Below are 13,002 nucleotides of genomic sequence, written 5' to 3'. Positions count from 1 at the left end.
ATTTAAGGTAACCATTATGCGCTGGAAACAAGGTCGTCGTAGTAACAATGTTGAGGATTTACGCCGTTCTGGTGGCCCATCAATGGCGATGGGTGGTGCGGGTATTTTATTCCGCATTGTGCCGTTTTTGCTGCGTACAAAAGGGGGGCGCATTTTATTGCTGATCGGTGTGGTGGGGTACTTTGGTGCAAAACTTCTAGGTGTGGATTTATTACAGTTGGCCACGCCTTCTGCTAGTCGTTCAGGCTCCCAACAGCTATCTCCTAAAGATCAGGAGTTGGCCGACTTTGTATCGGTGGTATTGGCGGATACAGAATCCACTTGGCATCTCGAATTTAAAAAATTAGGACTGACCTATCAAGAACCCAAGTTGGTGCTGTTTCGTAATGCCGTCAATTCTGCCTGCGGTTATGCGCAAGCAGCGATGGGGCCTTTTTATTGTCCGGGCGATCAAAAACTCTATATCGACTTAGCATTTTATGAGGATATGAAAAACAAACTGGGTGCACCGGGTGATTTTGCTCAAGCTTATGTGATCGCACATGAAGTTGGGCACCATGTGCAAACCTTGCTAGGCACCTCGGCAAAAGTGAGGCAAGCGCAACAACAAACATCAAAAACGCAGGCAAATCAGCTATCGGTAAAGCAGGAGCTGCAAGCAGATTGTTATGCGGGAATCTGGGGCTACTACGCCGATACTGAGCGAAAGATGCTGGAACAGGGTGATATTGAAGAGGCGCTCAATGCAGCCGCGGCAATTGGCGATGATAAATTGCAGCAACAAGCAGGTGGGGCGGTGCGTCCTGAAAGCTTTACGCACGGCAGCTCAAAACAGCGTGTGGAGTGGTTTAAACGCGGTTTTGAGCAGGGAAAAATAGGTTAACTTTAAACAAAACCCCAATTTTATCCATAGCAAATGATTCTCATTAAGCGCGATCTGTCTGCCCCAGAGTTGACGTATGGTCATCCGTAACGAGACGTATCTGAGCACATCCTTGGATGACTAGGAATAAGGTTTCCTACCTAAGCGTGGAACTTCGTAAAAATAGGTGGGAAATCCAATAAATTCGGGATTGCTTTGAGTACATCTAATTTATGAGATTCATAAAAAAAGGCACCCAAAGGTGCCTTTTCATCGTACGTATCCAGAATCACTTCGGCTTTCGCCTCGAACCGCCTTGCGCGGTTACGGGTTTCCCCGCTGGGGGGCGCTCAATCTCATCCGGTCAGTCGCCCCGCAGGTCAATTATGATATGGCCACTCTGTATAAGCAATCAATCCCGATGACTGTCGTCTTTTACCCCCCCCCCCCAAGTTTGGCCGCCATATTTAGAATGAGATCATCGGACGTGCAATGATAATTCAAGCTCCGAAATTAATGCGTCTCGATACGTTTTGAAGTCCATACCTTTCCGCAGTTTGCGTCCTTTTTCATCAGCCATCCGTTCTGGAATCGCTGCGATGACTGTTATCAGAGTGTCTGGCAACTCCTCCACAAACTGCAATGCATCAGGCTGTAGCTGTAGGGAGATTGCTCTGTGAAGAACGTCTTTCAGCGGTCCATCATTGGTGGCGTAGATAGATTCCACCGAACCATCTTTTGCGACCCATTTTTCAAAAAATTTATCCACGTAGAATAAATCCCACGTCATATTCAACAATGCTTTTTTCCTATCCTGCTGAGATGCGGCGGGTTTATATTTCATTAAACTCGATGAGGCAGCAAACAGGCTTATCGCAAAGCTCGTGGCAGCCAGGCTAAATAGAAAATACTCATGACACCAATCAAGCAGTTTCTGCACTTTTTGATGTGTTGGCGCAGAATCGCAATGGCAAAGGTAGGTAATTTTTAACACTATCAGGTACAACGTGTCCCATTTTTTTAAACGATGGTATTTAGTCAATTCGTGTCGAAGTTGCCCCTTATCGGTTTCTGGCGGAGCCGGTAATGCGATTAGATCTGTATGGCCAAGGGCGAACTGGGAAAGTTGATCCATGTCGGCATTATCGAGCTGCCTAAAAAGGATCAAATCGTCAAGAATCTCATCAGAAAAATCATTTTGATAATTAATTTTTTCATAGATGGCGAAAGTTGGATCCACCAGGATATCGGTGAACTTACAAAATACCATTAACGCAATTGCATCCCTGTGGATCTGCTTCTTGCCAGCCTTTTTATAGGCGCTCAGTACATACTGATAGATATTGAGATCGAAAATTAAATGATACGCGACACCGTTTATCTGATTATGATAAAGATACAGCGCCGGATTATAGATATCATCGTCGGTGTCCACTTGCAGGCAATGGGCGAACCAATCAGCTTGCCTCAGTTGGTCAATAATAAGCATGGTATAGTCTGGAAACTTGAAAGCCACGTAATCCATTTTTTTCCTTTTACCTTGTTATCCACGATTTCCGTTTCACCAAGACCCGCAAATCAATATTGCAACCGGATTTTAATATCGCTGTAATTGATTTTTTCATTTTTAAAGTCTTCCCAAATCGCCTGTGTTTCTTGTGTCATGTCGGATATTGGCATAACGCCTCTACTACCGGATGTCATTTTTACCCAGATTTTTTGGGTAATTTCTGATACCTCACCTACTGCGTCTTCGACCCAAACTTTTTCACCCGTAGTTCGGTCTTGCGAACCAAACCAATGTAAGTAATGCGAATACTTACCCCAATATTTTGACATTTCGGATAGATCCCAAAAAATCAATTTCGGTGCATCTGGCTCCAGTTCAATCAGCGCTTTTGTAAATAGGTTGAGCTTTTCATGATCAGGGTTTAGTGTCTTAATCATTTTTAGAAATTTATTGGTTTCCCTAGTACACTTTTTATAAGCTTCCTCTGACAACTTTGCATCTGTAAGCAGGACCAATTCCTCAAACATCAGGTGCTCAATTCCGAGCCTTGCATCAGCACACGCGTAAACTATTGAAGTAAATGTTCTATTCCGATGGTAATAATCGATCCAGGACATCGCTCTATAGAAATAGCCCGCTGAATCAAAATAGACGTGGTCGCTCAATATTTCCTCAGCACTTCTTCCTTTATAAACGGGTACTAACATGCAATCTCCTTGAGCGCTAAAATGTCGGTAAGGGTACCAATCGTTTCGGTGGAACGTTTTGTTCCTCTTATCAAATGCCTTGCGCGAAAACCAAATTGCGTTGGACCTTCATAATCGGCCAACAAGGTGTCGCCCACGAAAAGACAGTGTGCCGGATCCACTTTCGCTCTATCCACAATCCATTGGTAAATTTCTTGCTCGGGCTTTATGTAACCCACGTCATAACTCAAGCATTTGAGAAGTGGAACATCAGGCAATAATTGTTCGAGCACTGCACCGTAGGGTTTTGCGAGGTTGGAGCATATTGCTATGGGAATGCGCCAATCCGATAACTGGCGTAGTGTGGGGATCACATCGTCAAATAATGCCAGGCTGGCAAGTTCTTGCTCGATCTCTTTCTGAAGCTGTGCAATCATGTGTGCGGGTGGAAAGATCCCCATCGCTGCGAATAGCTCAACGGGATCTTCTGGGCACGTCATCAAGGTTCGAGCGTCATCAGGTTCTGGAGACCGGCCTTGTTGTCGCGCCCACTGCAACACTTTACGAAATGGATGATGCTTCACTCCAAACTGGATGAGGGTTCCGTACAAATCAAAAATTACCAAATTGGGACGCATCCTAAACCTGTGCACAATGAGTAGGTGGATTAATAAAACATCACTTTATTTCTTAAATTCAAACTGCGCGCCTCGTGCGCTTGCATATGCAGCGCGTATGTTTAAGTTTTCTCGATCTGGCTCCAAGCCAAATTGATAACAAGAATCTTCATGGCACCACGAAATGTTTTTCTCGCTGCGCCCCCACTGGTATCGAGGATGATCTTTGCCATATTTTTTGAAATAGTATTCCTGATCCAATCGTATGATTAACTCGCGCGTTGACTCAGAATCTTCGTTCGGAATTGAGATGGATGGGAATTCGGATGCAATAAAGGGAGGAAGATCGGTGCCGACTAGCCAATCCCATAAACCAAAAGAAAAAGCCTTGGGTTTCCACATATGTTGTGCGGCGCCACCGTAGGCGGTCATCACAAAACCTTTCGCCGGCCAATCACCGTAGGATATATCTCCGACCCTTAACTCTTCAACGTTCATGGTGCCAGACGCAATGATGACCAGTTTGTGCGCTTCACTGCTAAGCTGCTTTGCAATATTTTTTTCTCGATCCGTTGGTTCCGCACCCTTTACTTCAAAAAAACAATCCAATTCGGGCAGCCAAAAATCGGGTAAATACAAGGTTCCGTCGGAGAGCCGAAAACCTTCTTTTTCATACTCCCAAATAATGTTTAGTGCATCGAAAAATACTGCCCATCGAGCTTCCAGGCGAGAGCGAAACTGGCAACCTTTATACTGTGTTTTAATCGATTGTATGACCATACAGTCTCCTTTAGCTGCTTTATCGTTCGCCATGGGTTTCAACCAGGAAAATTGCCAGGGTAGATGCCGCACCAACAGCCAGTTTGGCATGCCGCGAGCTGAGCCCCCGGGATTTTGCATTTTTGCCATGGCCAGTACCATAGCTATTTCTTAATTCAGCAACACCGTAGGTGATATCGGCAAGATTTTTTAACAGCCGTTTTATACTGTCACTCGCTTTCACTTCATCAGGAATATCAGAAGGTGTTAGCTTTAATTCCGCCGCTGTTTGTTTTACCAGTTTGGGTAGTTCAAGGTTGCCATCGAGTGTTATACCTCGTTCCTCTAATATGGTTTTACACACGGTTTCAACAAGCTCTTTCGCTGTCCCTATCGCAAGTCCGGGGTCATTATCAACAGCGCTTTCCATGCGCGTAATTTGCGCATTCACATAACTGGCATCAGCTGCCAGAAATTCTTTTTTCAAGGAGGCGATATTGAGTTCAGCGGATAATGCAATTTGGCGTGCGGCATACAACTCCCGATTTTCGACCTTTGTTTTGGGCACAATTTCGTAACCGTCATTTGCTAATAATAAATTGTATGCCTGTTTTAATTTTTCGATGTCTTCCTGGGATGTTCTCACTACGGGATGCAGTGTTTCGCATAAGAACCGCAGAAATATATCAGCTTCTGTATGCATCAGATCGAATCGGGAGTCGGTAAATACCCAGTCATCACTCCAGTCATCATTATTCACACGGTGCTGCCAAATATCGCCATACGCATTTTCGTAACGGTGATCCGTGGATGGCATTTCTTTTAAATTGTACAAGCGTGAAAGGAACTCCGGTTCCTCAAGCCTGCCGCTCCAGGCAATATTTTCGATGAGAATAAGGTCAGAAATGTCTCGCCGAGTTGCTTCTGAGATTGTTGAATTCGCCATGTCATCTGATCCTTGTTTTCCGTTACGTGTTTTGGTTGGCGAGAGTGAATTGGTTGCCTAGTGACTCCAGCAATTGGTTTTTCACGGCCAGCTCGGTTTTGACTGTCACCAACTCAATCTCGATAGCCTTGAATGATTTTTCCATCAGTCCCAGTCGTTCACTAAGGTCGTTCTTATCGCTAAACAGTTGATCGCGCACGACGGTGAGTTCGACGACTTGATGAGTTGTTGTTTGGTATTGCTCGTTGACGGCCAACAATTTCGATTCTGCTGTCTGTAGCTCCTGTCCTGCATCATTGAAAGCCTTGCGAAGCTGGCGCACTTCGGCGGTTAACTCGGCATTGGCGGTATTGAGGTGAGTCAAGTCAGTTTGTTTGATCGATAAAGTCTGGTTCAACTGGCGGATCTCGGCTTGCAGCTGTTGTAGCTGGTGTTCGTGACGTCGCTGATCCTGGTCGCGCTGGTCTTTGACAGACTGACGGTAGTGCTCCAGGGCTTCTCGGGCGTGCTGGTGTTTTTCGTCCAGGGAGCGGATGTGGTTATCCTTCTCCGCTATCAATACACCTTTGTCTGCCAGTTGCTGCTCTAAGCGTCCCGCCAAAATTTTCTGTGTCTCTGCTTCAGCCGTCAAAGTGTTATGGTCTTGCTCATATTTGGCTAACTGGGCCTTCAGTCGTTGGTTTTCATCGGCCGTGCTGGCCAGTGTCTGTCGCTCGGCTTCCAACTGGCTTTTCAAGCTATCCGTAGTTGCTTGCAGGCTGGCTTCCCGTGCAGCAATAAGGTCTTGGGCTTCCTGGTGCAGTTGGGCAGCGAGCTGCTCGACCAGCGAACCCAGAGTTTCGCTGATGGCGGGCTTATTGCCGGGATTTAGTGGGTTTTCTTCCGCCAGTTCCCTCAAATAGCGGTGGATAGTGGCCTTGGAACCCGTATTCCCCAGCTCAACGCGTACTGCATCGATGGAGGGGTTTTGTCCCTTGGCAATCAGAGCGTCCCGTGCCTTTTTGACCTGGTGTTTGTTAACGCCGCTATTTGCCATTGCTTGCCCGCCCTGTTTATTTCGTACTGTGGTACATACTATGTAATTACATACTAATTTTAACAGGACTAAAGATCAATAAACGAGCTTTCCTAACATTAGATAATCATGACTTATCTAATGTTAGGCCTATAAAATCTGCCAAAAGCAAAAAAATGAGTACAGATAGCCTATCAAGAAGGTAAATCAATAGAGGTAAACCGAACTCATCTTCTCGCAACAAGCATCACTTCAGATACCGTCGCACTACGTCTATTACCTGATCCAAATCCTCCAGCCGTTGTTTTGCGGAGGCGTCACTCGTACCAAGATGTTCACGAATGTGGCCTTCCAGAACTTCCGTCATTAATCCATTAACCGCACCGCGAATAGCTGATATCTGCTGGAGAATTGCAGAACACTCAGTACCTTCGTTCAGCGCTTTTTCTAGTGCTTCGGCCTGTCCTTTGATTCGTCGCACACGGCTTAACAGTTGCTTTTTGGATTTGTTCGTATGAGCCATAGGACAATATCACCGCATTATGCATATACTAGGGGGGAGTATATTAATATGAAACTGTCCCAAGGATACTTCCAAATGCAATCTCCCGATATCGATATAAAAGCTCTTCGACATTCGCACGTCTTTAATGAGGGCAACCCATTGGCGGAGCGGAACATCCGTTGGGCTGTACTATTGACTGCGGTAATGATGGTCGCAGAAATTGGCGGTGGATGGATTTACAATTCGATGGCATTGCTGGCAGACGGATGGCATATGAGTTCCCATGCACTGGCGCTTGGGTTATCCGTATTTGCTTATGCGGCGGCTCGACGCCTTGCTCAGGATGCACGATTCTCCTTTGGGACTTGGAAAATCGAGGTTCTAGGCGGATATACCAGCGCAATTTTCCTTTTAGGCGTTGCCGGTCTCATGATGTATCAGTCAGTTGAACGCCTGTTATCACCAACCCCTATTCACTATGATCAAGCCATTGCAATTGCGGGTATTGGCCTGCTGGTTAACCTCGTCTGTGCCTGGTTGCTCAAGGATAACCATGCGCACCATCACGACCACCATGATCATCATGCAGCAGATGGCCACCACCATCACGACTTGAATTTGCGCTCGGCTTATCTACATGTGCTGACGGATGCCGCGACCTCAGTTCTGGCGATTGTGGCGCTGATAGGCGGCAAGCTGTGGGGAGCGGATTGGCTCGATCCCTTAATGGGTATTGTTGGGGCTGTGCTGGTAACAGTGTGGGCTTATGGTCTATTGCGTGATACGGGGCGTGTTTTGCTGGATGCTGAAATGGATGCGCCAGTAGTGGCTGAAATTCGTGACGTTATTGCCGCAAGTCCAGTCAAAGCTGATATTACAGACTTACACGTTTGGCGCGTGGCGAAAGGTAAATATGCCTGTATTCTTTCACTTGTGACAGATGGTGATGTCCGTCCGGATTATTTCAAACAACAATTGGGTATTCATGAAGAGTTGGTGCACATTACGGTGGAATTAAATGGTTACTCCAATCAGGTATTCCCGACATATGAGACCAGCCTAAAAATGCAAAGAGTGTGAACTTTGACTATTAATCAGCCCGGCCACTGGACTGTCTACTTACAATTGAATATGCTTTAGGTAATTCTTCCTATATGTTTATCTTATGATTACTGCGCGCCGTCATCAGCACTGGATAATCGCACTGCTAATTCTGATCTTCTTAGGTCAGTCGTTGGCGGTAGTGGCTATGCCATGTCAGTTGATGGAGACTAGCTCCGCCAACGATCATGATATGACGGCAATTGATCACTCGATGATGGGAATGCCTCACGATATGAGTCAGATGGGATCCTCTGACACTAATTCCGACTTCAATCAAACCCATGACTGCTGCAAAACAATGAGTCACTGTTCGTCCAGCAGTTGTTCGTTACCAGCGCTCGCCTATAGCTTGTCCGTAAACGCCTTAATCGAAAACAGTTTGGTTACTGATTCCTATAACAATCAAACGCCTAAATCCCCTGTATTTTCGCTCTATTGCCCACCCATTTTCCGTTAATACAGGACAGCTACGCCTGAATTTTGGCGCACAAGTCCACCGACTTATTAACGGGAGCCTCTACTGCTCCTAATCCTAAATTGATGTTTTACAACCTCAGGTTGTTTAGGAGCATCTATGTTTAACCTGCGTTTTCCCCGATTGCTTTTTGCATTCCGGGTAGTCATGTTGGCGTTATTCAGCGCCAGTTTTGCTCACGCCAATTCGTTGGATTCATCAGTAACCTCGGCCTCATCGCAGCCAGTACTGGAGGTGTACAAAAGCCCGACCTGCGGCTGTTGCGAGGAATGGATAGCCCATCTGCAATCCAATGGCTACCAATCCAAAATTCACCATCCTGATGACCTCAATGCCATCAAAAACCGCCATCTAATTGTCCCTCAATTTCAGTCATGCCACACCGCTGTATCGGCTGATGGGTATGTTTTTGAGGGGCATATCCCTGTGTGGGTAATTACCCGCTTTCTGGCTGAAAAACCCAAAGACGCTCTCGGGCTCGCGGTACCTGGTATGCCGGTTGGCAGCCCCGGCATGGAAATGGGCCAACGATTCACGCCTTATAACGTGCTGTTACTCAAAGCCAATGGCGGCAGCGCGGTTTATACCCGTATCACCACTCTACAACAGTCTCACTAAGGAGAATTGGGCATGAAAATTCCCCCCACCTGCATTAGCGGGATTGACCAACTGCCGGAATTAGCAACTGCTAATCACAATCTTCCGGCCACGCTAAACACGGATTCATCTGCGCTAATAGATCAGCGGGGGCAATCCCGGCGTCGCTTTGTACTCGGGGCTTCATCGTTGTTAGCTCTCAGTACATTACCGATATCCGGACGCCTTTGGGCAGAATCGCCTGCGGTAGTGAATGGCCCTGAAACGCTACCAGGCAATCAATTTGACCTGACCATCGGTTACCAAAAGGTCAACTTTACCGGCAAGCAGCGCATTGCTACGACAGTCAATCGAAGCCTGCCAGCTCCGGTATTACGCTGGAAAGAAGGTGAACGGGTGACCTTGCGAGTCACTAACACGCTTGATCACGACAGCTCCATTCATTGGCATGGGATGATTTTACCCTCTGAAATGGATGGGGTGCCGGGAATGAGCTTTAACGGCATTAAACCGGGCGAAACGTTTGTGTACGAGTTTGATGTCCAGCAAAACGGCACCTATTGGTATCACAGCCATTCGGGATTCCAAGAGCAGACTGGCTTGATGGGCGCCATCGTTATAGACCCCAAAGATCCCGACCCCGTGGCGTATGACCGGGACATGGTAGTGCTACTGTCGGACTGGACCGACACCGCCCCGGAAAAAGTCTATGGCACCCTGAAAAAGATGAGCCATTACTACAATTTCCGTGAGCGTACGGTGGGTGATTTGGTGCGCGATCTGAAAACCAAGGGCTTGTCTGCCACATGGAAAGAGCGCGCTATGTGGAACCAAATGCGCATGAGCGAAACCGATATTTCGGATGTGACCGGATATACCTACACCTATTTGATGAACGGTGTTACTCCGGATCATGGTTGGTTAGGGATCTGCAAACCCGGTGAAAAAGTGCGTTTGCGTTTTATCAACGGCGCGGCCATGAGTATCTTCGATGTTCGAATTCCCGGTTTGAAGATGACGGTGGTGGCAGCCGATGGCCAGAATATCCAGCCAGTAACGGTTGATGAATTTCGCATAGGTGTGGCTGAAACCTACGATGTCATCGTTGAACCAGCCGCTGATAGTGCCTACACGATATTTGCCCAAAGTAATGACCGCACCGGCTATGCGCGTGGCACCCTGACTACCGATATCGCCTTGCGTGCCGAAATACCCGCGATGGATCCAGCCCCCACTTTAGGTCACCGTGAAATGGGGATGGATATGTCCGGCATGGATCACAGTGGGCACGATATGGGTGGCATGAGCCAGGATATGTCGGCAATGAAAGGCATGGATCATTCGAGCCATGACATGAAGGCGATGGATCACAGTGGTCATGATATGGCGGGAGGCATGGCGGGGATGGATCACAGCCAACATTCAATGCCTGCAATGGAAGGAATGGATCATTCGGCTCACGACATGAAGGCAATGGATCATAGTGGCCACGACATGTCTGCGATGAAAATGGATCACAGCCAACACAAGGGCAAGGCGCGGCGGGCCAAAGCGGGTTTTGGCAGCAATTTTGACCCTCTCGCCAACATTAACCACGCAGAGTCGGAATTTGGTCCTCATGTAGACAGTCATGCCGAAGCCCCCCAAAGTGGACTGACTGATCCCGGTATTGGTCTGCGCGATCACATGAAGTTATACGGTCGCCGGGTCTTAACCTATGCGGATCTTCGCGGTCTTCATCCCACCCATGACAAGCGAGAACCCTCACGGGAAATTGAGTTGCATTTGACCGGCAATATGCGTCGCTATATGTGGTCGATCAACGGCCTCAATTTCGCCGATGCCAAACCGCTCGAACTGAGTTATGGGGAACGTGTACGCATCATCCTCATTAACGACACCATGATGACCCACCCCATTCATCTGCATGGCATGTGGAGTGAATTGGAAACTGGGGATCCGGAATACATTCCACGCAAACACACCATCATCGTTCAACCCGGAGCGCGCATCAGTTACCTCGTCACGGCTGATGCTAAAGGTCGATGGGCTTACCACTGCCACTTGCTTTACCACATGCCCGGCATGATGCGTGAAGTGCGGGTCATTTAGGAGATAACAATGAAACCATTATCTGGAAAATTCGCCCTGAGCTTATTCACCGTGGCCTTGCTTCACAGTACCCCCACGCTTGCCCACGAAGGCGATGATCCGCTCCTGGCACGAGTGATGATCGACCAATTGGAATGGCGCAACGCCGAGAATGCTGAACCCTACGTGCTTGAGGCGCAAGGCTGGATTGGGAAAGACCTCAATAAGTTATGGATTAAAACCGATGTAGAGCAAGTGGATGGCGTCATCGAAGAGGCAGAAATCCAGGCGCTATACAGCCGCGCTGTTGCTCCTTTTTGGGATCTTCAAGTCGGTTTTCGCCAAGACTTAAAACCAGAACCGGATCGTGAATGGGGCGTCATTGGCATTCAAGGTTTAGCACCATATTTTTTCGAAGTTGATGCAGCACTTTTTATTGGTGACTCGGGTGATACCGCCGCGCGTTTGTCGGCGGAATATGAATGGATGTTCACGCAAAAGTTGGTGTTATCCCCTGAAATTACCCTCAATTTTTATGGCCAGAATGATATGGATCGGATGACGGGTTCGGGGCTTGCCGATGGCCAAGCTGGATTGCGATTGCGTTATGAAATCCGCCGGGAGTTTGCGCCTTACATCGGCGTTAATTGGACAAAAAGTTTCGGCAATACCGCCGATTTTGTACGCGAACATGGGGAAGCCTCCAGCGATACCCAATGGGTTGCGGGCATTCGTGCGTGGTTTTAAATCACGCTGTTCTACTTAGTTTTTATCAACAAACAATGAGGAATTCACAATGAAAAAATCACTATTAGGCTGCGCTTTGGCGCTCTCTGGTTTATTAATCATTGCACCGGTTTTTGCTCATGATCCAGCAGAACACGCCAAGACGGCAGAAGCGCCGGATTGTGACGCAATGAAAAATATGGATCACTCCAAGATGGATATGAATGATCCGGTAATGCAGGCGTTAATGAAAAAGTGCAGCACCAAATCGGCTGATATAGATTCACACAAAGATATGGAAAGCATGGATCACGAGAAGATGGAAGGCATGAATCACGAAGGTATGGACATGGATAAATCTACCTCCAGCACAAGTCATGAGGGGCATGGCAATCATTAATCGGTTATGCGCGGTTGCTCATTGCATGTCATGAGCAACCCGCGATATTGCAACAGATGACGGCGCATGCAGTACATCCATTCTTGAATTAGGAGCTCGATTTTATGAAGACCATTAAATGGATAATTCTACTTGGCGTTGCCACACTGGCTGCTGCATATCTTTATATCAACGCAGGGCTGTATCCAATCGGCGCTGATGTACCGCACAACAAGGTGACTTATTGGCTGCTGGAGACCATGCGGGAGCGCTCTATTGCACGTGCCGCGAGCGATATCCTAGTGCCTGATTTAAATAATTCCAATCTACTCCTCACTGGTGGGCCGGATTACAACGATATGTGCTCCCAATGCCATTTAAAACCGGGGCGCACGCAAAGTGATATGAGTATTGGGCTTTATCCCAGCCCGCCCAACTTATCACTGGCATCAAGCGATCATGACCATGCTCACAATGTAAAAGAAGCAGGGAGCGCACAGCGTCAATTTTGGATTATCAAACATGGCATCAAAGCCAGTGGTATGCCTGCATGGGGGCCGACTCATGATGACCAGCGCATTTGGGCGATGGTGGCGTTTATTCAAAAACTGCCAACTCTTACACCTGACCAATACCAGATATTAACGTCCAGGTCAGATGGAAAAAATGATTCGCATTGATTGAAAGTATCCAGAAATAACTTTTTTACGATTTTTTTGTTAGTTTTTTT

Annotated in this window: 15 protein-coding genes; 8 read left to right on the top strand and 7 right to left on the bottom strand. The window is 47.3% G+C overall.

From position 1 onward, the window contains the following. Positions 1 to 16: 16 nt before the first annotated feature. Positions 17 to 883, top strand: a complete 867-nt coding sequence (ypfJ, locus tag AC2CG4_RS08775; RefSeq protein ID WP_484485897.1) for a KPN_02809 family neutral zinc metallopeptidase — start codon at positions 17 to 19, stop codon at positions 881 to 883. 457 nt (positions 884 to 1,340) lie between these two features. On the opposite strand, the gene AC2CG4_RS08770 is transcribed toward ypfJ, so the two are convergent. The 7 genes from AC2CG4_RS08770 to AC2CG4_RS08740 form a co-directional block, all read right to left on the bottom strand. After that, complete coding sequence (locus tag AC2CG4_RS08770; protein ID WP_484485896.1) at positions 1,341 to 2,387, bottom strand: hypothetical protein; 1,047 nt, start codon at positions 2,385 to 2,387, stop codon at positions 1,341 to 1,343. Positions 2,388 to 2,440: 53 nt separating this feature from the next. After that, positions 2,441 to 3,079 (bottom strand): hypothetical protein, encoded by a 639-nt coding sequence (locus AC2CG4_RS08765; RefSeq protein ID WP_484485895.1) that lies wholly within the window; start codon positions 3,077 to 3,079, stop codon positions 2,441 to 2,443. Continuing rightward, positions 3,073 to 3,696: an HAD family hydrolase gene (locus tag AC2CG4_RS08760; RefSeq protein ID WP_062065783.1), complete on the bottom strand. Its 624-nt coding sequence runs from the start codon at positions 3,694 to 3,696 to the stop codon at positions 3,073 to 3,075. Before AC2CG4_RS08760 ends, AC2CG4_RS08765 begins: the two co-directional genes overlap by 7 nt. Positions 3,697 to 3,741: 45 nt before the next feature. Next, positions 3,742 to 4,488 (bottom strand): PDDEXK family nuclease, encoded by a 747-nt coding sequence (locus AC2CG4_RS08755; protein ID WP_484485894.1) that lies wholly within the window; start codon positions 4,486 to 4,488, stop codon positions 3,742 to 3,744. Beyond that, a complete protein-coding gene (locus AC2CG4_RS08750) occupies positions 4,475 to 5,380 on the bottom strand; it encodes an abortive infection family protein (protein ID WP_484485893.1) in 906 nt (301 codons plus the stop codon). The genes AC2CG4_RS08755 and AC2CG4_RS08750 overlap by 14 nt, the downstream gene beginning before the upstream one ends. A 22-nt stretch (positions 5,381 to 5,402) precedes the next feature. Further along, positions 5,403 to 6,416 (bottom strand): DNA-binding protein, encoded by a 1,014-nt coding sequence (locus AC2CG4_RS08745; protein WP_484485892.1) that lies wholly within the window; start codon positions 6,414 to 6,416, stop codon positions 5,403 to 5,405. A gap of 226 nt (positions 6,417 to 6,642) precedes the next feature. After that, entirely contained in the window at positions 6,643 to 6,918 is a 276-nt protein-coding gene (locus AC2CG4_RS08740; protein WP_484485891.1) for a metal/formaldehyde-sensitive transcriptional repressor, read from the bottom strand. Between the two features lie 48 nt (positions 6,919 to 6,966). Here AC2CG4_RS08740 and dmeF point away from each other — a divergent pair, with 48 nt between their 5' ends. The 7 genes from dmeF to AC2CG4_RS08705 all read left to right on the top strand — a co-directional run bounded on the left by dmeF (position 6,967) and on the right by AC2CG4_RS08705 (position 12,952). Continuing rightward, on the top strand, positions 6,967 to 7,980 hold the full coding sequence (gene dmeF, locus AC2CG4_RS08735; RefSeq protein ID WP_484485890.1) for a CDF family Co(II)/Ni(II) efflux transporter DmeF: 1,014 nt from the start codon (positions 6,967 to 6,969) through the stop codon (positions 7,978 to 7,980). Between the two features lie 85 nt (positions 7,981 to 8,065). After that, positions 8,066 to 8,461: a hypothetical protein gene (locus tag AC2CG4_RS08730; RefSeq protein ID WP_484485889.1), complete on the top strand. Its 396-nt coding sequence runs from the start codon at positions 8,066 to 8,068 to the stop codon at positions 8,459 to 8,461. Between the two features lie 117 nt (positions 8,462 to 8,578). Continuing rightward, positions 8,579 to 9,097: a DUF411 domain-containing protein gene (locus tag AC2CG4_RS08725; protein ID WP_484485888.1), complete on the top strand. Its 519-nt coding sequence runs from the start codon at positions 8,579 to 8,581 to the stop codon at positions 9,095 to 9,097. 12 nt (positions 9,098 to 9,109) lie between these two features. Further along, positions 9,110 to 11,188: a copper resistance system multicopper oxidase gene (locus tag AC2CG4_RS08720; protein ID WP_484485887.1), complete on the top strand. Its 2,079-nt coding sequence runs from the start codon at positions 9,110 to 9,112 to the stop codon at positions 11,186 to 11,188. Between the two features lie 9 nt (positions 11,189 to 11,197). After that, positions 11,198 to 11,914 (top strand): copper resistance protein B, encoded by a 717-nt coding sequence (locus AC2CG4_RS08715; protein ID WP_484485886.1) that lies wholly within the window; start codon positions 11,198 to 11,200, stop codon positions 11,912 to 11,914. A 49-nt stretch (positions 11,915 to 11,963) separates the two neighbouring features. After that, positions 11,964 to 12,293 carry a hypothetical protein gene (locus AC2CG4_RS08710; RefSeq protein WP_484485885.1) on the top strand — a complete coding sequence of 110 codons (330 nt, stop codon included), beginning with the start codon at positions 11,964 to 11,966 and terminating at the stop codon, positions 12,291 to 12,293. A gap of 104 nt (positions 12,294 to 12,397) precedes the next feature. Next, positions 12,398 to 12,952: a c-type cytochrome gene (locus AC2CG4_RS08705; RefSeq protein WP_484485884.1), complete on the top strand. Its 555-nt coding sequence runs from the start codon at positions 12,398 to 12,400 to the stop codon at positions 12,950 to 12,952. The last annotated feature ends 50 nt before the right edge of the window (positions 12,953 to 13,002 follow it).

The sequence above is a fragment of the Cellvibrio sp. ATLC23 genome, assembly GCF_057196725.1.
This window is presented reverse-complemented; position numbering and strand designations above follow the sequence as displayed.